This window comes from Mesorhizobium sp. Ca11 (genome assembly GCF_020165275.1).
Taxonomy (GTDB): Bacteria; Pseudomonadota; Alphaproteobacteria; order Rhizobiales; family Rhizobiaceae; genus Mesorhizobium.
Map to the genome: position 1 here is coordinate 213,485 of NZ_JAIUHU010000007.1, position 22,328 is coordinate 235,812.

Below are 22,328 nucleotides of genomic sequence, written 5' to 3' on the forward strand. Positions count from 1 at the left end.
ACCTGACTTGGCCTCACCTGTCATTGCACGATACCGGCCTTGCGGAGCCCGTCCACGACGAGTTCGAAATCGGCAGGGTTCTTGTAGGGCAAGACTTTGCGTCGGTAGTCCAGCGAATAGTCCGGATTGACGCGCAGCACCTCCTGCCATGCCCCACGGGCCTCGTCGAAACGGCCCAGATGGCCGTAGCTGGCGGCCAGAAGCGCGCGCGAGACATCGGTGGCAGCGTTGCGAGCCAGCCGTTGCAGCAAGAGGTCAACGGCCTCTTCGTACCTTCCGAGTTGAAACGATGCCAAAGCCTGGAAATGCAGAAGCACATCCGGAAAGTATGGATTCAAGGTCTTGCCCCGGGCGAAACTCTCGAGCGCCTCTTCGGACCTGCCCGAATAGTGCAGCGCCTCGCCGAGGATCACGTGCCCTTCGGCGAAGTTCGGATTGAGGGCTATCGCGTGCTCGGCTTCGTTGATGGCCTTATCGTGCCGTCGTGTATACAGCTTGACGATAGCCAACGCCCAGTGCGCCCAGGGATCGCTCTCATCCAGCGTTACCGCTCGCGTCGCAGCCTCTTCCGCTTGCGCCATCGATTCCAGCGGCGACCCACTCCACCTGTTCAGGTAATCGAGCCCGTGCGTCAGGGCGAGGAAGGCGTGGGCAGAGGCAAATTTCGGGTCAAGTTCGATGGCACGTTGCAAGAGGTCGCGGGCTGCGACGTTCGTCTCCTTCGTCAGCCGGTGCCACAGCTCTCGGCCCCGTAGGAAATAGTCATACGCCTCCGTGTTGCGCGCATACTCGGGCGCCAGCCGCTGACGGTCGCCCTCAGTCAGATTGAGCGCCAACGCACCGACGATCTGCTGCGTCACGTCGTCCTGCACGGCGAATATGTCGGTCAGGTCGCGATAGAACCGCTCCGCCCAAAGATGGCCGCCGGAGGCTGCATCGATGAGCTGCGCGGTAATGCGCACCCTGTTCCCCGACTTGCGTACGCTGCCCTCAAGTACATGCCGCACGCCGAGCTTCGAGCCCACCTCCTGCACCTGGACGTTCTGGCCCTTGAAGGTGAACGACGAATTGCGTGCGATGACGAAGAGCTGCGACAGCTTGGACAGCGCCGTGATGATGTCTTCAGAGATGCCGTCGGCGAAGTAATCCTGTTCGGCGTCACCGCTCATGTTGGCGAACGGCAGGACGGCGATCGACAATTTCGGCGGCGCTGCCGTCGCGGGCCGGCTCGGCGCGGTTTCCGGGGTCGCGGCCGCCTTGGTCCCGGCGCCGACTTGCAGCGAATAGACCCGGATCGGCTCGGCGATGTTCTTGAGCTGTGTGCTGCCGAGATCGCTGACCGAGAGGTCGAGCCTCGCCTTGACCTGGCGATAGGCATCCTCGGACAGGCAGATGGCACCGGGCGCCGCGACGCCCTCCAAACGCGAGGCGATGTTGACGCCGTCGCCCATCAGGTCGCCGTCGCTCTCTTCGACCACATCGCCCAGATGGATGCCGATCCTGAACTCGATGCGGCGGTCCTGCGGCACGCCGGCATTGCGCTCGACCATGCCGTTCTGAACCTCAACGGCACAGCGCACGGCATCCACCACGCTGCGGAACTCGACCAGCGCTCCATCCCCGGTGCGCTTGATCACCCGCCCGTGGTGCACTTCGATGGTCGGATCGATCAGGTCGCTGCGCAGCGCCCGCAACCTCGCCAAAGTACGATCTTCGTCCGCGCTCGCGAGCCGGCTGTATCCGACCACATCGGCAGCCAGGATTGCCGCTAGCTTACGATTCTCGCTCATGGGTCGTCTCCTCATTTCCAGGATAGCAGGAAGACGGAGGGTAAGAGGGAACTTTCGCAAGGGACGGCCAGGCAGCCGCCCGAATCGACAGCGCTCTGCCACAGAACCCACACTAATCGCTCGATGCCCATTTGCGTTGCCGCTTGCTGGTCGACGGCTATCGGTTCATCCTTGTGTGAATACCCGGCCGTGAAGTGCGTAGCTAGATCACGCCGTCACGGCCCCTGGTGAGGTCTTGTTCGATGGACTGCGCGGGCTGCGGTTTCGAGGTTGAGGACGGTTACGCTTTCTGTCCGAGGTGTGGCAGGCGCCAGCCCGTGCCATGCTCCAGTTGTGGCTACGTCTGCGCACCTGATTTCGAGTTCTGTCCGAAATGTGGGACAAGCGTCGGTGCGCCGGCAAAAGCCGTCGAACGGCCTGATCCGACACCAAGCCGGACCATTGTGCCGCCTTCTCGAACTCCGTCGCTGCTTGCAAACATCGAAAGCGAAGACGGGCTGCATCCCGTCTCTGACGCCGATCGCAGGACGGTAACGGTCTTGTTCGCCGACCTTTGCGGCTTCACCACACTCAGCGAGCAGCTCGACCCAGAGGTCATGCAAACGCTGCAGAACGAACTGTTCAAGGAATTGACAGCGGCAGTGCGAAACTTTGGCGGTTTCGTCGACAAGTTCATCGGCGATGCACTGCTTGCCTTGTTCGGTGCACCGGTCGCGCATGAGGACGATCCGGAACGCGCGCTTCGCGCCGCTCTCGACATGATGGCCCGGACGGCACGGCTCGGCGAAAGCACCTTCCACTCCGGCTCGCCTCTGTTGCTTCACATCGGCATAAACACTGGTCCGGTCGTTACTGGGGGATTGGGCATCGGTACCGCCAAATCCTATTCGGTAACCGGCGATACGGTGAATACGGCGCAACGCCTGCAATCGCTGGCCGCACCGGGTGAGGTGCTGGTTGGCGAGCTCACTCACAGGCTGACCCGGCATGCCTTTGCTTACGAGTCGCTGGGTGATGTCGTGCTTCGCGGCAAGGCTGGCAGCGTGCTCGTCCACCGACTGGATGGACCGCTTGCGGCGCCGCGTGCAGCGCGCGGGCTCGAGGCGCTCGGCCTCAGCGCGCCGATAATAGGCCGCGGTGCGGAGCTCAATAGAATGCTGGCCAGCCTTGATCAGGCGTGCGGCGGCTCGGCCCAGCTTGTCCGCCTCGTCGGAGAAGCCGGTATCGGGAAATCGCGGCTGGTGAGGGAGTTCGTCGCCCGCGTCGGCGACGAGGATCGTTTTCGCAACGTCGCCGTGCGGCAGGCCACGTGCTCGCCGCTTGGCGAACAATCATTCGGCGCTTTGGGTGCAGTGGTGCGCAGCGCTGCCGGGATGATGCAAAACGACAGTGGGGAGGAAATGCGGGGCAAGCTCGCAGACTTGCTTACCGATCTCGGCCTGCAGGGCGAGGAGGTGAAGCGGCTGATGCCTTTGCTCTACCATGTGCTTGGGCTTGGCGACCCCGACGCCACCTTGCAGCATGTCGAGCCCGAGCAACTGCGGCGGCAAATTCTCTACGCGGTCCGCACGATCATCGAACGGCGGCTTGCGTTGTCGCCGCTGTTGATTGTCGTCGAAGACCTGCACTGGGCCGACGCCGTGTCGCTCGAGGCACTGCGTTTCGTGATGGACAGGTTGGAACGCACGCGGTTGATGTTGCTGGTCACGCATCGTCCGGCGCCGCACAACGACCAGCTCGACTCAAGTCGGGTCAGTCACACAGCGCTCAGGCTTTCGCCGCTCAACGGTGATGACGGACGCAGCCTGCTGGGGGCGCTTTTCGGCGAGAGCTGGGTAAACACCGCAGGAGGACTTCCCGACCAGATCCTCGAGCGCGCGGGCGGCAACCCGCTTTTCATAGAGGAGATTGTTCGCGGCCTTATCGATCGCGGTATTCTGGTGCGCGAGGGCCAGCGATGGCGGACGGTGGCAGGCGAAGTCGCAACCGGCATTCCCGCCACTATCCAGGCAATGTTGCTTGCCCGCGTCGACCGACTGCCCCAAGAGGTGAGACGGTTGGCCCAGGAAGCCGCGGTAATCGGCCCGCGCTTCGATGCCACACTTCTAAAAGCCGTGACAGCCGACCCAGGCCGCCTGGAAGCCGGCTGCGAACTGCTTTGCGATGCGGAAATCATCGAGGAAGTTGCCGGATCAGGTTCGGTCTCATCGCAAAGCTACCGCTTTACGCAAACATTGCTGCAGGACGTGATCTATCAGAATCTGCTCCTGCAACGCCGGACCGACATCCACGGGCGGATCGGTGCCGCCTTGGAGCAACTGTGCGGCGACAAGCCGGAACGGCTCGAGGATTTGACCGTGCTCGGCCATCATTTCGCACAGAGCGCCGAGCGGGAAAGGGGCGCGCAATACCTGCAGGCGGCGGGCGATCGCGCTCGCATGATATATGCCAACGACGACGCCCTTCGTTTCTACGAGCGAGCCATGACTGCGTTGGGCGCGGTCGGGCAAACACCGCTCAAACTGGCAATTGCAGAGCGCATTGCCGATTTGAGCGGTCCGCTAGGCCGCCGCGAGATCGCGCACCAGCACTACGAGACGGTCTTGCAGGCATATCGCGAGTCCGCCGATCGCATCGCTTCGGCGCGAGTTTTGCGCAAGATCGGTCGGCTGTTCTGGGACGTCGGCAAGCGGGACCACGCAGAATCCCGTTATGCCGAAGCGGCAGCGCTTCTCGATGGCGCGGATGCCCCGGTCGAGCAGGCGCATCTCTGGCAAGAACGTGGCCGACAGGCGTTTCGTGGCGGAGATCACGCTCTTGCGGCAAAATGGGCAGACGCGGCGCTGGATTGCGTACGCACTCTGACAGCCGAGCATGTCTCAGAGGTGGGGCGTGATGCCACTCTTGTGACCGCCGAGGCACTCAATACCAAGGCTGTTGCGCTGGCTCGCCTTGGGCGAGACCATGAAGCCGTGCGTCAGATTGAGCGCAGCATCGAATTGGCCGAAGCCGCCGGTCTGCTGGGCGCGGCCTGCCGCGGCTACACCAATCTCGGCGTGCTTTACACGACCATCGATCCGGCACAAGCCATAAAGGTCTGTCGGCGCGGTCTTGAAGTGGCGCGCCATATTGGTGATTTGGGTTTTCAGGCGCGCCTCCTCGCCAATCTGGCGGTTGCTTGTTGCACTTTCACGGATCGCTGCCCAACGGAGGGCGTGCCTGCTGCCGAGAAGGCCATCGAGATCGACCGGGCGCTCGACCAGCGCGAGCACCTGCCGGTGCCGTTGATCGTGCTTGGGCAGATCCACCAGTGCAACGGTCGTCCGGAACTGGCGGTTGGCTTGTTCCAAGAAGCACTGGACGTAGCGCGCGAAACGAGTGAGCCCCAACTGCTGTTTCCGTGCTATGATGGCCTTGCAACGCTTAACCTCGACCTCGACAATCTGGCCGAGGCTGAACGCTACTTTTCCTTGGCGCAGGGAATATGCGCCCAGCACGGGCTCGACCCGGAAGCGCTTGTGGTGCTGCCTTTTCTCGATTAGCCGGGTGGGAGGTTGAAAAATGTCCGCGCGTATTGACTTGGTACCGCTTCAACCGGGCGATCGTGCGCCGAACGTGGTGCTCGACGCCATCACCCAGGAAGGCAAGATCGCGCTTGACGACTTCCGCGGACAAAAACCGGTGCTGGTCGGCCTGTTTCGAGGTCTCCATTGTGCGTTCTGCCGGCGCCATATCGCAGCCCAGGCGCGGCTTGATCCGGAATTGCGCGAAAAGGGGGTGGAAAGCCTGACGGTGGTCAACACGCCGATTGAGCGGGCGCGTCTCTATTTCCGCTACCACCCGATGCCGAATCTGCTTGCGGCTTCCGACCCCGAACGCGCTTCACATCGTGCCTTTGGACTGCCCAACCTCGAATTCACCCAAGACGAAACGAACTGGCCGTACAAGGTCTCGATGACAGCGGCAAAGGATATGCGGGTCGACATACCAGGCGAGTTGCCCGCTCCCATGGATCCTTTTGCGGCCAGCGAATTCCTCGACAAGAAGGACCATTACGAAGTGACCGAGGCCGACGAGCAGATGATGGCAACGGGTCACGGACAACTGATCGGTCAGTTCCTGCTGGACCGTCAGGGGGTCGTCCGCTGGAGCTTCACTGAAGTCCCAGAGGGTGGGCGATACATGTTTAGGGCGCCGAACCCGCAGGAGCTGATGTCAGCCGTGTCCCAGGTCGTCCAATAGACTTGCGACCAAGGTAGTCGGCGGACACCGACAAAAAAGCAGAAGAGGTTTGTTCACCGTTCATTCGAGTACGGCCTCGACAGTGGCAACAAAGTCGTCGAGCGAGCGATCCCCGCGAACCTCGATGCGCGGAAGGTCGATGGGATCGCAATCGAGGTCCGCCGGCCCGTGTTTGCCGCCGAAGCCGATCCGATAGCCGCACTCTTTGGCCAGCCGGCCAAGCCGTCGGTCGGTGACAGAGAAGGGTGCCGCGAACGTCGTGGTTGGACGACCGGTCCACCGTTCGATGAACATACGAGAACGCAGGAGCTCGGCGGCCAAGTCAGAACTCGACAGACCATCGATCGCGCGATGCGTCGCCAGATGGCTTCCGAAGAACGCACCTTCGCCGGCGAGGCGTCGCACCGTCCCGGCGTCCATAAGCTGCGTCGGCGGACCACTTTGGGCGTCCCACTGTGCACTTTTGCCCATCAAGTCCGTCACCAGGAATACTTCCGCGGTCAGGTCATTCTTGCGCAAGGTCGGCCAGGCATGGTCGGCAAAGTTCTGGAAGCCGTCATCGAAGGTGATGAGCACCGGGCGGCCAATGAAAGGTTCACGGTTGGCAATGGACCATCCCAGCTGCTCGGACGTGATCGCGTGAAAGCCATTGGCGCGCAGCCATGCCATCTGGCCGCCGAATGCGGCGGGCGTGAGCCGAAAACGGGCGAGCGCGGCCGGACCATCATCGGCGACGCTGTGATACATAAGGACAGGGATACGCTGCCGCCGCTCGCTACGTGCGACGTCGCGGCGCAAGGCCCGTGCCCCGCCCCAAACGATATTTCGTGCGACGCCAATACCGATGGGTGCGCGGATCGGCACATGATCAATCATCGGTTCCATCGCCACGTCGTCTGGTGACAGGCGGTGGAAGCGGTCTATGCGATAGAGCTCGGTCTGGATCGATTGCTCGAGGACGAGGCCTTCAGTCGCTGCCAGCGTCTCTGAGATCGCTTGTGCGCCGAAAGTGTTCCAGTCGAAGCCCGTCCTTTCAACATTGTCACGGAGTACGAATGCGTGTGCGCTGATGAAACTGCCGCCAGGCGCCAACGCCTCAACAAATTTCTTGGCGATACGCCGCAACTCGGCGAGATCATCCAGGTAGTAGAGCACTTCCGAACAGACGATCAGATCCATCCCACCTGGCAGCGTGTCCGCCGAGAAATCCAGCACACCGAATTCAACATTCGGCTGATCGCTGCATCGCGCGCGCGCCCGCCCGATGGCTATGGCGGAGATGTCAGTTGCGGTCAAATGGCCCACTCGCGGCGCCAGCTGCCGCGTGAAGTGGCCCTCCGCGCAGGCCAGCTCAAGCGCCCGTCCGATAGGACCGGCAGGCAGAATTTCGAGCTGCCGCTCATATTTTTCCTGCTCATAGGGTGAACTGTAGTTCCAGGGGTCCTCCGTCGCGAAATAACGATTCCAGAAAGACGTGCGATCATTGTCGTGGTCATCCGCGGCCCGTGGACGGCGCGGCACTGCAAGAGGCTCTGTAATTTCGGCGCTCGACCGAACCAGCCCCTGCGCTTCAGCGACCAATCGGGCGAGTTCGCCGAAGTGGCTGTCCGGATCAGACGGATGCTCCGCCATGGGCAACGACGCCTCGGCTGCAGACAGGTTTGAATTGTCGGCAACGCCGCTCTGCGAGGCCAGCTTAATCCAATGGCTCCTTGTCACTTTCCCGAGCGCGCCGAACTGCACGCGGGCCTCGATCCGGCCGTCCACCATCAGATAGGCATAAATTTGGTCGATTCCTTCCGGCAATTCTATCGAGATCGGATTTCGAGCGTCCACGCGAATTCCGAGTGTCCGTGCCAGTCTGCGCGGCGCGGCAAGATCGTCGAAGTCGAGAAGCATTTGCTCAACGTGATACTGGACGCGGCGACCCGCTGCGGGATCGCCCCAGATCTTGCCGAGTTCGATGATCAGCTCGGTGAGAGAGCCGCCGAACCTGTCCCATCTGGCAGCCAGTTGCGTTGGCACCGATAGGCTTCCCACCAAAAGGCCATCGAAGACCACCTTGGCGACCTCACGCGCCCACTTACGTCCTGCCGGGAGCGCGCGCAGGGACTGCGGGTTGATCGAGTGCGAGCCGCCGCCGCAATCCGACGCGGCGTTCCACAGTGCAAACCACGCGAGTGCCTGGGAAGCGGTGCGGCCGTTCGCCTCGATCGCTCCATTGGCGTGAGCCGATGCTGGGTGTTTGACCCTGGGATCAGGAGAAAAGCCGCGGGCGATCACGATTTCCGCATCTGCCAGCATCTGCGTCGAATTGCGGGAGAGCGAGTTGGGGCTGACGCTATAGAAAGCGAGCGGCTCGTCGACCATCACCCAACGTTTGCCTAGACGTGCGAGGCGCTGCCACAGATCCCAGTCCTCACAGGTGCGCAGCGACACATCGAAACCGCCCAACTCGACAATTGTCTCCCGGTCGACCAGCAGCGCGTGAGTGCGAATGGCACACCGGCGGGCGAAAGTTTCGAAGGGCTGGATCGCAACCTCAGTTGAGATGCTCGACGGGGTGAGTTCGCCATCGGGCATCACGCGCCGAGAACCGCAATAGGCGGCCACTGCATCGGGCGTGGTTTTCAATGCGGCCAGCATTTTCGCAAGGAAGCTGGCATCCACCCAATCGTCCGCGTCCAGAAACATGAGCCATTGGCCGCGCGCTGTCGAAATCCCGCTATTGCGCGCGCTGCCGGCGCTATACGCGCAAGACCTCAACGCCCGAAATCGGGCATCGTGCTCCACATAACCGGCAATGATAGCGGGGGTGCGGTCCGTGGAGGCGTCGTCGACGATGATCGCCTCCCAATCCACTATTTCCTGATCGAGAAGGCAATCGAGCGCGCGCGCCAGCGTTACCTCCGCGTTGTGCGCAGGAACCACGATTGAAACCAAAGGATTAGACGCCACGCCGCCCTACCCGCGCCTAGTTCGAAGGTGGAACAGGATGCGTTGGTCTTTCTCGGCGCAGGCCGTCACAATCGACGCCGATCCGTCCGTCGACCCATCATCCATCACGACTATATCCAGTACCTGGTAGGTCTTCCGGCGGATGCCGGCAAGCGTTGCGCCGATGGTTTTCTTGGCATCGAACATCGGTATCACACCGCCTGCGGTAGCATTGTCCTGGATCATCGAGCTTTCGTTTTCTTCGGCAAGAGTCGGCGAATGTCAAAAACGTGCCCGGCGCAACGGTCTAGCTCGGAACGATGAAGTCTTGCACCACAACTTCGGCTTCTTCAAGGTAGGAGTAATGGGGGACATAGACGTCGTTGCCTGCCGATTTGAGGGAAGGTTAAACCACGATGCCACTCATGAATCGACGATTGGGAGCCGGGTATCTGGCGCGCCCGGCACGACATTTCGGAGATCTGACGGCACTGCTGGCGGTGATTGCCGGGTCGCTCGTCCTTGGGATCGCCCTCTTGTTGGCCGGTCCGGTACAGGCACAGGCGCCGGCGGCCGTCCCGCCTGAAAAGGTCAAACAGCTGTTCGAGCTTCTCGACGATCCGTCAGTGAAGGCCTGGGTGGCCGAACAGCGAAAGCAGGGCTCCGGGCCGACGGGAGCGCCTGCCGAGGCGGGAGCTTCGCCGGCCGACATATCGTCTGACCCCGCGGCCGCACCGGGCCAGATGAATACGATGGCATCCTCGACGCTCGATCGGATCAAGCATCATATCGAAAGAATTGCGCGAACCGTGCCTTTGCTGCCAGGTCAGTTCGCGCGCGTTCGCACGGAGACCATGGAGATATGTCAAGCAAGGGCTCTGCCGGCGTATTCATGCTGATTGCGATCTTCATCGCCGCCGGCGTGGCGCTCACCTGGGCAATGTACAGGCTCACCCGTCCGTTTCGTCTTTGGATCATCGCGCAGTCGAAGGATACGCCGATTGGGCGAGCCAAGAAGATTGGCGGCCGCACGCTTTATTCCAGCCTGCTGATCGTATCGTTCGCGCTGGGCAGCGCCGGCGCGTTCATGTTGTTCGACTGGCCAATGCTTATCCGCGAGATCGTGCTGACATTTCTGATGGCTGCGGTCGTTACGGCGGGTGTGCGCATGTACCTCGCAGCCATGCTCGTCCCTTCCTTCATGAAAGTCGAGAACGCCGTCGAGGTTCGTGCTTTGCCGATCACCAACGAAACGGCCGACCATTGGTTCTATTGGCTACCCCGGATCGTCGGCGTCTTCGCCTTCTTCGGCGCGGCGTTTATCCTCTTGCCGGGTCTCGGCATCGATCGGGACGGAATGCTGGTCCTGTCAACGGGCGCCGATTTCGTACTGCTGTTGCTCTTGCTGCTTGCGGTTTGGCGTCGACCAAGAACACAGCGAGACGGTGCGCACCAAAGCGGCCACACGGCAGCGACATGGCTATTGACTGCTTATTTCGTCGTTCTGTTCCTGCTGCGCATCGCCGGCCTCAATATATTATTCTGGTTTACCTTCGCCGCATTCTTCCTGCCTTTGGCGGTCGTGCTGACGCAGCGCGGGGTCAATTTCGTCCTGCGGCCGGGTTCGGAGGATGCTGGCCGGCCTACGATCCCGGCGGTGACGATCGCTGTCATCGACCGCGGAGTCCGGATGATCTTGATCCTGGCGGCGGCTTATTTTCTCGCGCGTGTCTGGGGCCTGGACATGCAGTCGATGCGGGACAGCGATACGACGACCACGGTCGTATTGCGCGGCCTGATCAATGTCGTGGTCATTGCCCTCGCAGCCGATTTCGGCTGGTCGATCATCAAAGCTTTGATCGAACGAAAGCTGGGCATCGAAACACCGCACCCTGTGATCGGCGACGAGGACGTCCCGATCCTCGATCCGCAGCAGGCGCGGCTGCACACGCTCTTGCCTATCCTCCAGAACATTCTGCTCGCATCGATCATAGTGATGGCGGTGCTTATGATGCTCGCCTCGCTGGGTATCCAGATTGGCCCGCTGATCGCTGGCGCTGGCGTCGTCGGCGTCGCGGTGGGCTTTGGGGCACAAACCATCGTCAAGGACATCATTTCGGGCGTGTTTTTTCTGCTCGATGATGCGTTTCGTGTCGGCGAATATATTTCCTCGGGCAATTACAAGGGTACTGTGGAAAGCTTTTCGCTGCGCTCGGTGAAGTTGCGCCACCATCGTGGTCCGCTGTTCACGATACCTTTCGGTGAACTCGGGGCAGTTCAGAACCAGAGCCGTGACTGGGTTATCGACAAATTCAATATCACCGTCGGCTATGACACGGATATCGACTTCGCCCGCAAGCTAATCAAGCGGATCGGGCTCGAACTGGCGGAAGATCCCGAGTTCAAACACTGGGTGCTCGAACCGATCAAAATGCAGGGCGTACAGGAGTTCGGCGAGTACGGCATCGTATTGAGGGTCAAGGCCACAACCAGACCGGGAGGCGCCTTCAACATGAAACGCAAATTCTATGTACGTCTCCGCCAGGTCTTCAAGGAGCAGGGCATCGAACTCCCATTCCCGACCGTCCACGTCGAGGGGCTGCAGAACCCACATGGGAACGCGCCGTTGCAGATCACACCCGAGTTGAAAGTGGCCGTCGCGCAGTCGCACACCAATCGGCGCAGAAAAAAAGCCAGCACAACGGAGTAGGAAAGCTGTGACACCTGCGAGTCACAGTACAGCTTTCCGCGTATCGCCCGTGGCAGGGATACTCTTTCTTTCCGTGTCCCTCGGACCGATCATTGCCGCATTCGGTGATGTTTCGAAAGAGGCTGGAGGAGAAATGAGCCCAGTTCAAGCAGGTCGACGGCAAGTTCGTCCTGCCGGCCGCTTCAGCACCTCATGCACCCAGTTCCGGATCGAGCGCCGAGGTTGGTTCGTCGTGGACGCGGTGGGTCATGTGGACCTTGGCGGGCATCTCCAGCGCCAGCTCCTTCGCTTCCCTGGCGGGAAGCCCGCGCACCTTGCGCACGGCGATCGCGACGTTCTCCGTCACCGAAAGATGCGGCCAGAGATTGGACAGCTGGAAGACCATTCCCATTTCGGCGCGTTGCGGGGCGAACGGCGATCGTTCATCGGCCGGCCGCGGTTGACGCCGATCCGTTCGCCATCGAGATGGATTTCCCGGCGCTCGGCTCCTCAGGCAGCGCAGGCAGGTGGCCTTGCCCGAGCCCGAGTGGCCGATCAGCGCGATCTCTGGCCGGCGGCCATCTCGAAGTCGATGCCTTTCAACACTTCCATCTGCTCGTAGCTCTTGCGCAGGCCCGTCGCCAGATCGGGACGATCGACCGTATGTGTGAAGAAGAAGCGCAGCGCCGACACGATGCTGTTCATCCTCGGCACGGGAACACCGTCGTCCTGCTGCTCGATCTGGAACCGGCGCAGGTCGTCGGTGGTCGCTGTGTCTGGTGAACGCCCGAGGAACGTCGCCAGGCGTCCGATGTCGCCCAGATAGTTGCGCTGCGTCTCCCGTGAGAAACGCCGCATGTTCATGTCGTCGATCAGCCGCTGACGAAGTGGACTGATAGGTGCATCAAGAACAGGATAGGGCATGGTCAGGCTCCTTGTTGAAGAAGCCCGTGATGCTCTGCCGCTGCCGAACCACCCTCAATGCGAGCGCGACGTCCGGCTCGTGATCTCTACCTCACCCCACGCGCCCATCCCGCGCAGCGGGTTCGTTCTTCGGGCTTCAATTCGGTCATCTCGAACATTCATTGGGAGGGCAGTCCCTTGAGGCTAGCGGACGACGATTGGTGAAGCTCGGAATGCGGCGATAACGCGGTAAGCACTCGTTTTGGTCTGCCGAAATGACAAACAAGGAAGCGGTGACTTCTTCCGAATATCTGCGCCATTTCAGACTTCACAGCCACGATCAAAACCTGACGACCAGCGAATGTCGGTTTCAGTGGCTGGCCGTCCCCGCAAACACTTTCATCATAAATCAATAACCGTCCCGGTCTAACCGGGGCGGCCTTATTGTTTGATCGATACGCGATCGAGCAAGTTAGGACGCCCAGGCGCGATGTATCGCGCCTTAGGCAGCGGCAAAATCGGATTCCTGTGTCGGATGGCTCCTGCGCCAAGCCCCGGGTGAGTAGCCAGTGATCGTTCTGAAGGCACGCGTAAAATGGCTCTGATCGGCAAATCCGTTGGCAAGTGCCACTTGAGCCAGCGCGTCGCTTGTTTGAAGCAGCGCTTTTTGTGCTTCTCGAATCTTCGCGGCAAGATACCAGCGATGCGGCGACATTCCTGTAGAAGCCTTGAAAGCACGAGCAAAATAGCCCTCGGAAAGTCCGATCATATCGGCCAAGTCCTTTAAAGGGATGGCTCTGGGTAGACTCTGCTCCATGAGCACGGTCACTCGGCGGAGCCGTGCGGGGGCAAGTCCACCCCGTTTTTCCTCCTGCCCTCTCAAGCCGAACAGATTGTACGATATCGCCAGGGCGAGGCTATCTCCATAGAGGCGATCATCTGGGTGGGTGTGAATGCAGGCATCGGCCAGCAATTCAACCAGAGCCAGGAGGCGGTTGTCGTGGAACATTACACGCGGCGTAAGGCGGGATGTAAACTCGAAGGCTTCACCGAAGTGTACCGCCAGTTCAGGAAGATCGAAATCGACGACCAGCCGGCGGAGGTAGTGGCACTGTCGGGTAAACTGCCAGAGAGGTACCCCGGCTGGCACGAAGGTGAGATGTCTGACAGCCCCTCCCGCGGAGGGAGGCATGGACTGGGTCGGGCAGAAGGGCGTCAGAAGCATTTCCGCGCGGCCGCCGATCTGCTCCAGGATCGCGGTCAGTCGCGGCCGGTTTGACCCTAGGTCCTCCAGATGCCGACCGGGACCATGCAGGTGGGCGACTTCGACACTAACGCCGGTCAAGCATCGCATCTGTCTGTGCGCAACCCTTTTCTCGGCGGCTGCCATGAAGCCCGTCGTCGTTTCGCCTAAACGATCGGTCGTTTGACTGTTCACCGGTTGTCCCTCGCGGCAGCACAACGTCCCTGCAATGCCGATAGGATGCACTTCGCGGAGGTCTCGCGAAATTGGTGAAGCGGTGGAATTTCCGATACTTCCAATGGCCCGGCGTCGACTCATACTTTCGAACGAAGCCCGCAAGCGCAGCCGGGACGCCGACAGAAGCGCGAGAAGACCTTGAGCCTGTGATCTGCTAAAGCTGAACCAGACCCCGCCGGCTGGCGACGGAGATCGCTTCGGTCCGGCTTAGAACATTGAGCTTGTTGAAGATGCTGCGTAAATGCGACTTCACAGTCGTTTCGCTGATGTGCAGATTTAGGCCGATCTCCTTGTTCCCCTTGCCTTGCGCCAGCAGCGTCAGCACGTGCATCTCGCGGCCGCTGAGTTCTTCGCTGCTGACGGCAGCTGCAAGCTTTGCGACCAGCAGCGACGGGATACAGATTTCGCCTGCATGAACCTTGCGAATGCAGTCGAGTAGATCTTCCCGCTGAGCGTCCTTCAGCAGGTAGCCACGGGCACCGGCTTTGATGGCGCGGGAAATCTCATGGTCCGTGTCGAAGGTCGTCAAAACGACAACGCGCGCAAAAGGATCCTGCTGCCTGATTTCGCCCATTGCCGCGACACCGTCGAGAACCGGCATACGCAGGTCGAGCAGCACGACGTCAGGATGCTGCTGCCGCCAAAAATCGACGGCATCACGGCCGGTTGCGGCTTCCGCGACAACCAGCATGTCCGGCTGACGGCCGATAATTGCCGCCAGACCTTCGCGCACTGTTACGTGGTCGTCAGCAATTAGAACCCTGATCTTGGCGGCTGGCGTGTTTTCGGGAGCAATGCTCATGACGTTCAAGCCTTCTGCGATGGCAAGGTGATGCGCACGGCCGTGCCCTTCGCCGCTGAGCTTTGAACAACGAGCCGACCGCCTATTCTTTCGACCCGCTCCCTGATTCCAAGCAAACCGTATCCATCATTCTTGCTCGAAGGATCAAAGCCGCGTCCGTCATCGGTCAGATCAAGGCAGACTTCTCCCGGTAGAAAGATCAGCTTGGCGACAACCAGTTTCGCCCGAGCATGACGCAAGGCGTTCGTAAGGATCTCCTGGCCGATACGAAACAGATTCTCTTCCGAATCGGGAGGCAGTGATCGTGGTGCGCCAAGCACCGCGAAATCCAGTTTCAGGCTCGTTCCTGCCGTCATCTTCGTGAATAACTCCGCCAGCGCTCCGCTGAGATTGCTGTCGGCCAATGCCTGCGGACGCAACGCGTGTACTGAACGCCGGGCTTCGTTAAGACTTTCGCGAGCCAGGCGGCGGGCGCGGTCCAGATGCTCTCCAGCTTCCGCAGAAAGCCCCCGCAGGTTTGCGTCCTCCGCGGCTTCCAACTGCACGATCACGCCCGTCAGCCCTTGGGCAAGAGTGTCGTGTATGTCGCGAGCGATGCGATTGCGTTCCGCGATCACGGCCGTTTCGCGGGTCTGAGTGGAAAGGCGCGCGAACTGGATCATCAGCATCACTTGGTTGGCCAAAGCCTGAGCAAGGTCCATCTCCTCCGTGCCAAACACCCGTTTCTCGACAAAGCGAAGACCGATCGCCCCTTCAAGATGGCCAGCGACGAACATTGGCACCAGCAACACAGTGATAATGCCCATCGGCAGCAGACGATCGCGCAGAGAAAATGCCGGGACCGTGCGGATGTCTTCAATGAGGCTGGGCTTACCCGTACGAAAGACCTCCGGCCAAGGCCAGCGCTCTTCCATCGGCAGCCACTTGTCCATTCCGGCGAACCGCGGATCGGCGCTGGTTACCACCCGGCCCTCTTCGAAGGCCATCTCGATGCCTATCATTCCAGTCGCGGGATCCCGTCGCCAGACGCTGATGCTATGAGCTCCGAATTGCTCGGTGATGATGCGCAGCACGTGTTCCACCAACTTGTCGGCGACGGGTTCCATCGCCAGTGCATCGAGCGTGCTCTTGAGTGCCTCGGCCTGGCCACGCGATACATTTTCTGAAGCACTGAGCGCCTGCTCTACGCGTTTACGCTCTTCGATGTCCGTATTCGTGCCGTACCATCGAATCACGGCGCCCGACTCGTCGAGTAGCGGCGCGCAGCGCAATAAAAACCATCGATACGCGCCGTCGAACCGGCGCATCCGCGCTTCATGCTCGTCTGGACGTGCCGACTTGATGATCTCGCCCCAATGTTCGACCAGGCCGGGGAGATCCTCCGGATGGATGACGCTTACCCAGTTCCAGCCCAACCCCTCCTCCATGCTGAGCCCGGTGTAGGCACACCATTGGCTGTTCAGAAATTCGACCGAACCGTCCGCTCGGCCGAACCAGATCAATCCGGGTGTCGTATCAGTCGCCAGCCGGAAGCCCGCCTCCCACTGCCGCCGGTCCGCATGGATACGAAGTGCCTCGTTCTCTTCGGTGAGCTGGGCTGAAATCTTCCGGCTGGCATCGAGCTCGCTCCTCGCATGGGCCAGTTCTTGCTCGAGCAGTTTCAGCTTCGCGCCAGCATCGTCAACCATTCCCCCAATTCTGTCCATGACGCGCCCTCGACTGTGGGACAGCAGCCTATCCACCCTTGGTTTCGCTCGGAACGAAAAAATCGTCCGCGCGCAGGGGCGGCGCGAGAAAAGGGCTGCTTCCTTCAATCCAGGTCAGATTCGGGCAATCCAATAGGAGCACGGAAACCTATTGTTCCCGAGGCCAGGTCGTCGGCCGGGCCGACACAGCTCGGTTCACATGCTCAAAGCTTCGGGAGAACAACATGCTCAAGATAGTGATAGCGGCGTTAGGCGTGATGCTTCTTACGTTGCCGGCGTCGGCTCGGATTGTCCCCTTTCCGTCTGAATTTAAGGCGCAGTCGATCGACACCAACGGCACCAGCCTTTACGTCCGAGTTGGCGGCAAGGGGCCTGCGGTGCTCTTGCTGCACGGCTTTGGCGACAGCGGCGACATGTGGGCGCCGCTCGCCGCCAGGCTGATGAAGGACCATACCGTAATCGTGCCGGACCTGCGCGGCATGGGGATCTCGGCCCATCCAGATACCGGTTACACCAAGAAAAACCAGGCGCTCGACATTGCCGGCATCCTGGATCATCTGAAGATCGACAAGGTGGATCTCGTCACCCACGACATCGGCAACATGGTCGGCTATGCCTTCGTCGCCCAGTATCGCGACCGCGTCACACACTGGGCCGTCATCGATGCGCCGCTGCCGGGCATCGGCGATTGGGAAAACATCATCCGCTTGCCGCTCTTGTGGCACTTCAACTTCCGTGGCCCCGACATGGAGCGATTGGTTGCGGGCAGAGAGCGCATCTATCTCGATCGCTTCTGGAATGAGCTGTCGGCGAACCCCAAGGCCATCGATGAAGCGACCCGTAAGCATTATTCGAAGCTCTACGCCCGACCGCGTGCCATGCACGATGCCTTCGAGCAGTTCGCCGCGTTCAACCAGGATGCGGCCGACAACAAGGAATTCGTCGAAAAGGGCGGCAAGGTTGCCATGCCGGTGCTGGCGTTGGGTGCAGAAAAATCCTTCGGCGCGGGTCAGGCGGATGTTCTGCGCTTTGTCGCAACCGATGTGACCGCCGGGATCATACCCGGCTCCGGACATTGGATCATGGAGGAGAATCCCGACGCCACGATAAAGCTGGTCACGGATTTTCTCGCCAGATAGCTGCCCGGCAACATGGCCAAGTACAGCACCTGAAGGCACAGACCCATGGCAAGCCGACCCACGCGCAATCCAGTCGAGGACCACCTCTTAACACCCAGCAACTGCGCCGTCGTGATCATCGACTATCAACCGGTCCAGGTAACCTCCGTAGTGTCAATGGACCGGCGGACCCTTGTCAGCAACATTGTAGCGCTGGCGAAGACGGCGAAACTCTATGATGTACCTGTCGTGTTGACGACAGTGAACGTCAATACCGGTCGCAACCAGCCTCTCATTCACCAACTGCGCGACATCTTCCCGGCCGTTGAAGCGATCGACCGCACCGCGATTAATGCATGGGAAGACAAGGACTTTGCCGACGCTGTCAGGGCAACCGGCCGAAAGAAGCTCGTTATGGCCGCTCTCTGGACCGAGGTCTGCCTGGCCTTTCCCGCGCTCGATGCATTGCGCGACGGTTTCGAGGTTTATGCAGTGGTCGATGCCGTCGGGGGCACCTCCATGGAGGCACACCGGGCCGGGCTCGAACTCATTCTGCAAGCAGGGGCGGTGCCCGTCAGCTGGGTTCAGTTCGCCTGCGAACTGCAGCGCGACTGGCTCCGCGAAAAGACGGTTCCGGCCTTCGCGGAAATCGTCTTCGCGGTCGAAGGACATTGAGCCGATATCTCCGAAAGCCTCAGCTTCGCGCTCGACGGGAGAAGAAAATGAACCAGGAAGTCCTCAACCCCGTCGATGATCGCTTCGAGAGCCGCGGCGGTTTGAAGATAGCTTTTCGGTCGTGGCGCCCATTCGCCAATCCGAACGGCGTCGTCGTTATCGTCCCCGGGTTCAATTCGCACAGCGGCTACTATGGTTGGGTGGCCGAGCAGTTCATAGGCGACGGGCTGGCCGTCTATGCCGTTGACCTGCGCGGACGCGGCAGGTCGGATGGCGAGCGCTTCTATGTCGACAGTTTCGACGACTATGTGAGCGACGTCGCGGGTGTCGTGGAGATCGCCAAGTCGCGGGAGCCCGGTCTGCCGGTGTTTCTGCTCGGACACAGTGCAGGCGGTGTGGTCGCCTGCCTCTACGCGCTGGAAAACCAAGCTGGGCTGGCGGGGCTGATCTGCGAGAGCTTCGCGTTCCAGGTGCCGGCGCCCGACTTCGCCCTTGCGGTGCTCAAGGGGCTTAGCCACATCGCGCCACACGCGCATGTCTTGCACCTCAAGAACGAGGATTTTTCTCGCGATCCGGCCGTCGTCGAGGCTATGAATGCCGATCCACTCATCGCCCATGAAACCCAGCCGACCAAAACAATTGCCGAGATGGTTCGCGCCGATGAGAAGCTCAAGGAGCAGTTCCCACTGATTAAGCTGCCCTTGCTCATCCTCCACGGCACGGCCGACAAGGCGACGAAACCGAGCGGCAGCCAACTCTTCTATGACACCGCCGGCGCCGTCGACAGGACGCTGAAGCTGTATGACGGCCATTTCCATGACCTCCTCAATGACAAGGATAAAGAGGTGGTCATGGCCGACATCAAAGGTTGGGTCGACGAACGTCTTTGAAATCGATGATCAACCTCAGGCGCCGGCGATCAGCGCCCGACTGTCCGGACATGGAGATTCGTCCCTCACTCCCAAACAGCTCGGCCTGCGACAGCAGAAGTTCGAAAACCGTCACTCCCTTCCGGTCGCCGCTAACAAGGAGATCATGCGAGCGTGACAGAGCCATGATCCGCTCACGAACCTGCCGCTCGAAAGCTGTGGGATTGTGCGCCGCTTGTTGGTTTCCCTGATCATCGAGGAATGACGCAATATTGGTTTTTTGACCCGGTGGTTGACTTCGCGCATCAACATTCGAATGCGATGCTCGTGCTCCTTCGTTGCCGTGATATCCCGGGCGACTTTCGATGCGCCGATAATCTGCCCGGCATTTTGCGCACGGGCGATATCGTCAGCGAGCCTGGAACAATATGAATGCCAATTCGGCGCCGATGCCGAGCGCTGTCCAAAACGACCAGGCCTCGCCGCCATGCCCGGAGGGGCACCCTCAACGCCCCGAATCCAGGCCACTAGAGACTACTTGCCGTGACCTGTTGGAAATGGATCGGGTGCGGTGTGGAGCCTCGCAATGTCGTTGCCGTCCGTCGGCGGAGGCGCACCGCGGTGAGTCTCATCGTTAGAGCTCTCCTGCAGCTTCACCAGCAGGTAGCCGGGATAGCGGATGATCCGATCGAACTCTCGAGAAACGGTTTCCACGAACTTCATCACCCGGGGACTGCGGTGTCTTTGCGCTGGTAGAGCGCATAGATGGATCGCTTCTCGGAACGCCAGTCGGGCAAGACGGGCACCAGCGCGCCTGCCGCCACTTCGTACTCAACGAAGAAATCCGGCAGGTAGCTGATCGCCGATCCTATCGCCGTGAAGTACTTCGTCATCCAATAGTCGTTGACCTTGAACTTGCCGATCGGCTTCGCCTCGGCAATGGCCTTTGTCTTTGCGAAGCCGCCATCGTTCGACCACGCTATTGCGCATGTAAACCACGCCGTTCAGCCGCTCGATGTCGGCAATGGTTTCGGCGTTCCGTGCCGGGCCAGAAAGTCGGGGCTGGCATACAATGCGTAGGAGATGGCGCCCAGGGTTCGACGCATCAGGACCGAGTTTGGAGGCTCGCCAACATAGATCATGCAGTCGAAATCGAAGTCCCCCACGACAAGCTTGTCGTTCGGGATGATCTTCACGTCTATATCGATGTTCGGGTTATCGCGCAGGAGGAAGTGCGCCGCAGCGCCGATGATTGCCGTCCCAAATTCGGAACTGGCAATAACACGGACACTCCCGCTGATGGACGAGTGAGCGCGCTGTGCAGCGCTGGCCGCGTTATCGCAGCTGTCGAAAATGGCCGTACAATTGTCGAGATACTCCCTCCCGGCGTCCGTAAGTTCCAGCCCTCTGCGCCTGCGCACGAACAGCTCTACCTGAAGCGCATCCTCCAATGTCTGCAAATAGTGGCTGAGCGTCGACTTGGGAACGCTATAGGTGTCCGCCGCTCTCGATATGCTTCCAGCGCGGGCGATCTGAACAAAGCAGCGTATGTCCTTCAGTTCATAAGACGGATTGGCTTCCATGTTCAAAATCCCGAACGGAGGGTTCGATGATGCGATCTGTTGTCGATTAAGAGCTCAGCTTACCGTCCTCGACGCTGCCGAGAGTCAGGGATTTGGCGGCGGGAGACTGCTGCAGCGATGGCTGTTTGACAACACGGCAGATCGGTAATTTTGACCCACTGACGTGCATTCTATCAATGGGTACAGGATCGAGGAGGACTCCGGCTGCTCTTCCGATTATCGACCCTTCCAAAATCGAAAATCCGCCACTCGACCCGCGGCTGGCTCAATGTCACGCGGCTTGCTGGGATTTCACAAATGTGAATTGGATGGGAACCGGGCACTCGCAACTAACGTTGGGTTTTGACGTGGGATTAGGCGAATACATTTTAGGTGAAGCTAAAGGATGACTTGTGTTACAGGCTAAAATGGCATGACTTCTTCGGAATGCGGTCTAGATGCTGGTCCTCCTTCCGCCGATGCTGATCTAGAATCCGTACTTTCGAGGGCCGACGGCTTGGCGATAGCGACCAGGCGGGGAACAACCGCGTATTCACTGATGCCACCCGGATCGTACACGTTTCCAGCCCGCCACCATGTCGTATACATCGGCCTCGAACCCGCGCCGGGCACATGCGCGAGACTGGGCAATGGCAAGTCCGAGCGTTATGACGCTCCGGCAGGGAGCGTCATCTTGAAGCCGGCGCATCTCGAAGCTCGCCTGCATTTGTCGGAGGCGCGCGAAAGTTCGATTATCGTCTACCCTGAAAACAGCCTGAAGGAACTTGCGAGACAACAGTTCGGCACTGAACAGGTCGAGTTGAAGCCTCCGCCCCTCGGCACGCTCGATCACACCGCCCTGCGTGTCGGACAATTGCTCAAGGCCGAACTTACCAAGGATCAGGGCGCCGCCGAATTTTATGTCGAGCACCTCATCGCCATTCTCGGACTTCATATCCTTCATGCCTACACATCGCGGGACAGGGAACCCGAGCAGCTCAAAGGCGGGCTGACGCGAAAAGCGGCGCGCAATCTGGAGCACTTCCTGAGGGCTAACCTTGCCCGGAAAATCTCCGTGGGCGAGTTGGCGACGCTTGCCAATCTTTCGCCAAATCATTTCATCCAGGCCTTCAGCCGAACCTTTGGGAAGTCGCCGCATCGCTATCTTTTGGATCTGCGGCTGGATCACGCAACGCGGCTGCTTTCTGAGGGAGACGCGACCATTACTGATGTCGCCTATCTCAGCGGGTTCTCCAGTCAGAGCCATTTGACGGCTGCGATGAAGAAATATCGGGGGACAACCCCGACGCGCTTCCGCTCCTCGATCTGAAATCGTCGAACCGAGGGTCGTTCATTAAAGCTATATTAGCCTTACGGAATAACAACTTGTGCTATTCGAGTAACACTTTTGTCTAAGTTGCGCTTCACGCACAGATCGTCCGGAAGTTTTTACAAAACACCGGGCTTTTCTGAAATACGCAACGTACAGTTCATGCATTCCTCTTGCGTTGCACCCTGATTCCGTCAGGGAATATTATGGTTTGCTAATGCAAGG

General features: G+C 60.2%; 20 protein-coding genes. 8 read left to right on the forward strand and 12 right to left on the reverse strand.

Features of this window, described 5'->3' with window-relative positions; translation table 11 throughout:
* Nucleotides 1-20 precede the first annotated feature (20 nt).
* Nucleotides 21-1,790: an adenylate/guanylate cyclase domain-containing protein gene (locus LB538_RS15050; RefSeq protein WP_224523666.1), complete on the reverse strand. Its 1,770-nt coding sequence runs from the start codon at nt 1,788-1,790 to the stop codon at nt 21-23.
* 242 nt (nt 1,791-2,032) lie between these two features.
* Between LB538_RS15050 and LB538_RS15055 the strand changes: the two genes are divergently transcribed.
* Nucleotides 2,033-5,332 (forward strand): adenylate/guanylate cyclase domain-containing protein, encoded by a 3,300-nt coding sequence (locus tag LB538_RS15055; protein ID WP_224523668.1) that lies wholly within the window; start codon nt 2,033-2,035, stop codon nt 5,330-5,332.
* A gap of 19 nt (nt 5,333-5,351) precedes the next feature.
* A complete protein-coding gene (locus LB538_RS15060; RefSeq protein ID WP_224523670.1) occupies nt 5,352-6,032 on the forward strand; it encodes a redoxin domain-containing protein in 681 nt (226 codons plus the stop codon).
* Nucleotides 6,033-6,092: 60 nt separating this feature from the next.
* Here the strand turns inward: LB538_RS15060 and LB538_RS15065 are convergent, their stop codons facing one another.
* Together LB538_RS15065 and LB538_RS15070 are read right to left on the reverse strand one after the other, a co-directional pair.
* Nucleotides 6,093-8,990 carry a glycosyltransferase gene (locus LB538_RS15065; RefSeq protein WP_411909020.1) on the reverse strand — a complete coding sequence of 966 codons (2,898 nt, stop codon included), beginning with the start codon at nt 8,988-8,990 and terminating at the stop codon, nt 6,093-6,095.
* Nucleotides 8,991-8,996: 6 nt separating this feature from the next.
* The gene (locus LB538_RS15070) at nt 8,997-9,215 is read right to left on the reverse strand and encodes a glycosyltransferase family 2 protein (RefSeq protein WP_140846269.1); all 219 of its coding nucleotides are present in this window, start codon (nt 9,213-9,215) and stop codon (nt 8,997-8,999) included.
* A gap of 179 nt (nt 9,216-9,394) precedes the next feature.
* Between LB538_RS15070 and LB538_RS15075 the strand changes: the two genes are divergently transcribed.
* Together LB538_RS15075 and LB538_RS15080 are read left to right on the forward strand one after the other, a co-directional pair.
* Nucleotides 9,395-9,868 carry a hypothetical protein gene (locus LB538_RS15075; RefSeq protein ID WP_224523674.1) on the forward strand — a complete coding sequence of 158 codons (474 nt, stop codon included), beginning with the start codon at nt 9,395-9,397 and terminating at the stop codon, nt 9,866-9,868.
* Nucleotides 9,862-11,679: a mechanosensitive ion channel family protein gene (locus LB538_RS15080; RefSeq protein WP_224523676.1), complete on the forward strand. Its 1,818-nt coding sequence runs from the start codon at nt 9,862-9,864 to the stop codon at nt 11,677-11,679. The genes LB538_RS15075 and LB538_RS15080 overlap by 7 nt, the downstream gene beginning before the upstream one ends.
* A 190-nt stretch (nt 11,680-11,869) precedes the next feature.
* On the opposite strand, the gene LB538_RS15085 is transcribed toward LB538_RS15080, so the two are convergent.
* From LB538_RS15085 to LB538_RS15105, 5 genes are all read right to left on the reverse strand, one after another.
* Nucleotides 11,870-12,223 (reverse strand): ATP-binding cassette domain-containing protein, encoded by a 354-nt coding sequence (locus LB538_RS15085; protein WP_224523921.1) that lies wholly within the window; start codon nt 12,221-12,223, stop codon nt 11,870-11,872.
* Nucleotides 12,214-12,582: a phage integrase N-terminal SAM-like domain-containing protein gene (locus tag LB538_RS15090; protein ID WP_224523679.1), complete on the reverse strand. Its 369-nt coding sequence runs from the start codon at nt 12,580-12,582 to the stop codon at nt 12,214-12,216. The genes LB538_RS15085 and LB538_RS15090 overlap by 10 nt, the downstream gene beginning before the upstream one ends.
* 481 nt (nt 12,583-13,063) lie before the next feature.
* Nucleotides 13,064-13,999 (reverse strand): helix-turn-helix domain-containing protein, encoded by a 936-nt coding sequence (locus LB538_RS29265; RefSeq protein WP_176476940.1) that lies wholly within the window; start codon nt 13,997-13,999, stop codon nt 13,064-13,066.
* Between the two features lie 196 nt (nt 14,000-14,195).
* Nucleotides 14,196-14,843 carry a response regulator gene (locus tag LB538_RS15100; protein WP_095765745.1) on the reverse strand — a complete coding sequence of 216 codons (648 nt, stop codon included), beginning with the start codon at nt 14,841-14,843 and terminating at the stop codon, nt 14,196-14,198.
* 5 nt (nt 14,844-14,848) lie between these two features.
* Nucleotides 14,849-16,531, reverse strand: coding sequence for a histidine kinase (locus tag LB538_RS15105; protein WP_224523682.1), 1,683 nt, complete (start codon nt 16,529-16,531; stop codon nt 14,849-14,851).
* A gap of 242 nt (nt 16,532-16,773) precedes the next feature.
* Between LB538_RS15105 and LB538_RS15110 the strand changes: the two genes are divergently transcribed.
* The 3 genes from LB538_RS15110 (at nt 16,774) to LB538_RS15120 (ending at nt 19,232) form a co-directional block, all read left to right on the forward strand.
* Complete coding sequence (locus tag LB538_RS15110; protein WP_224523924.1) at nt 16,774-17,688, forward strand: alpha/beta fold hydrolase; 915 nt, start codon at nt 16,774-16,776, stop codon at nt 17,686-17,688.
* Between the two features lie 111 nt (nt 17,689-17,799).
* Nucleotides 17,800-18,342 carry a hydrolase gene (locus LB538_RS15115; protein ID WP_318011867.1) on the forward strand — a complete coding sequence of 181 codons (543 nt, stop codon included), beginning with the start codon at nt 17,800-17,802 and terminating at the stop codon, nt 18,340-18,342.
* Between the two features lie 47 nt (nt 18,343-18,389).
* Complete coding sequence (locus LB538_RS15120; protein WP_224523688.1) at nt 18,390-19,232, forward strand: alpha/beta hydrolase; 843 nt, start codon at nt 18,390-18,392, stop codon at nt 19,230-19,232.
* Here LB538_RS15120 and LB538_RS29270 read toward each other — a convergent pair.
* The 4 genes from LB538_RS29270 to LB538_RS15140 form a co-directional block, all read right to left on the reverse strand.
* Nucleotides 19,204-19,398 carry a hypothetical protein gene (locus LB538_RS29270; RefSeq protein WP_263483191.1) on the reverse strand — a complete coding sequence of 65 codons (195 nt, stop codon included), beginning with the start codon at nt 19,396-19,398 and terminating at the stop codon, nt 19,204-19,206. The genes LB538_RS15120 and LB538_RS29270 overlap by 29 nt on opposite strands.
* 347 nt (nt 19,399-19,745) lie before the next feature.
* Entirely contained in the window at nt 19,746-19,934 is a 189-nt protein-coding gene (locus LB538_RS15130) for a hypothetical protein (RefSeq protein ID WP_224551508.1), read from the reverse strand.
* Nucleotides 19,934-20,104, reverse strand: a complete 171-nt coding sequence (locus LB538_RS15135) for a hypothetical protein (RefSeq protein ID WP_224523695.1) — start codon at nt 20,102-20,104, stop codon at nt 19,934-19,936. The genes LB538_RS15130 and LB538_RS15135 overlap by 1 nt, the downstream gene beginning before the upstream one ends.
* Before the next feature lie 111 nt (nt 20,105-20,215).
* The gene (locus LB538_RS15140; RefSeq protein ID WP_224523700.1) at nt 20,216-20,794 is read right to left on the reverse strand and encodes a LysR family transcriptional regulator; all 579 of its coding nucleotides are present in this window, start codon (nt 20,792-20,794) and stop codon (nt 20,216-20,218) included.
* 673 nt (nt 20,795-21,467) lie between these two features.
* On the opposite strand from LB538_RS15140, the gene LB538_RS15145 reads away from it, so the two are divergent.
* Entirely contained in the window at nt 21,468-22,103 is a 636-nt protein-coding gene (locus LB538_RS15145) for a helix-turn-helix domain-containing protein (RefSeq protein ID WP_224523702.1), read from the forward strand.
* The last annotated feature ends 225 nt before the right edge of the window (nt 22,104-22,328 follow it).

Bases quoted from the DNA above. Each gene is read 5' to 3' on its own strand.
- LB538_RS15050 (WP_224523666.1), bottom strand. From the start codon at position 1,790: ATGAGCGAGAATCGTAAGCTAGCGGCAATCCTGGCTGCCGATGTGGTC.
- LB538_RS15055 (WP_224523668.1), top strand. From the start codon at position 2,033: ATGGACTGCGCGGGCTGCGGTTTCGAGGTTGAGGACGGTTACGCTTTC.
- LB538_RS15060 (WP_224523670.1), top strand. From the start codon at position 5,352: ATGTCCGCGCGTATTGACTTGGTACCGCTTCAACCGGGCGATCGTGCG.
- LB538_RS15070 (WP_140846269.1), bottom strand. From the start codon at position 9,215: ATGATCCAGGACAATGCTACCGCAGGCGGTGTGATACCGATGTTCGAT.
- LB538_RS15075 (WP_224523674.1), top strand. From the start codon at position 9,395: ATGAATCGACGATTGGGAGCCGGGTATCTGGCGCGCCCGGCACGACAT.
- LB538_RS15080 (WP_224523676.1), top strand. From the start codon at position 9,862: ATGCTGATTGCGATCTTCATCGCCGCCGGCGTGGCGCTCACCTGGGCA.
- LB538_RS15090 (WP_224523679.1), bottom strand. From the start codon at position 12,582: ATGCCCTATCCTGTTCTTGATGCACCTATCAGTCCACTTCGTCAGCGG.
- LB538_RS15100 (WP_095765745.1), bottom strand. From the start codon at position 14,843: ATGAGCATTGCTCCCGAAAACACGCCAGCCGCCAAGATCAGGGTTCTA.
- LB538_RS15105 (WP_224523682.1), bottom strand. From the start codon at position 16,531: ATGGTTGACGATGCTGGCGCGAAGCTGAAACTGCTCGAGCAAGAACTG.
- LB538_RS15110 (WP_224523924.1), top strand. From the start codon at position 16,774: ATGCTCAAGATAGTGATAGCGGCGTTAGGCGTGATGCTTCTTACGTTG.
- LB538_RS15120 (WP_224523688.1), top strand. From the start codon at position 18,390: ATGAACCAGGAAGTCCTCAACCCCGTCGATGATCGCTTCGAGAGCCGC.
- LB538_RS29270 (WP_263483191.1), bottom strand. From the start codon at position 19,398: ATGGCTCTGTCACGCTCGCATGATCTCCTTGTTAGCGGCGACCGGAAG.
- LB538_RS15130 (WP_224551508.1), bottom strand. From the start codon at position 19,934: ATGAAGTTCGTGGAAACCGTTTCTCGAGAGTTCGATCGGATCATCCGC.
- LB538_RS15135 (WP_224523695.1), bottom strand. From the start codon at position 20,104: ATGACGAAGTACTTCACGGCGATAGGATCGGCGATCAGCTACCTGCCG.
- LB538_RS15140 (WP_224523700.1), bottom strand. From the start codon at position 20,794: ATGGAAGCCAATCCGTCTTATGAACTGAAGGACATACGCTGCTTTGTT.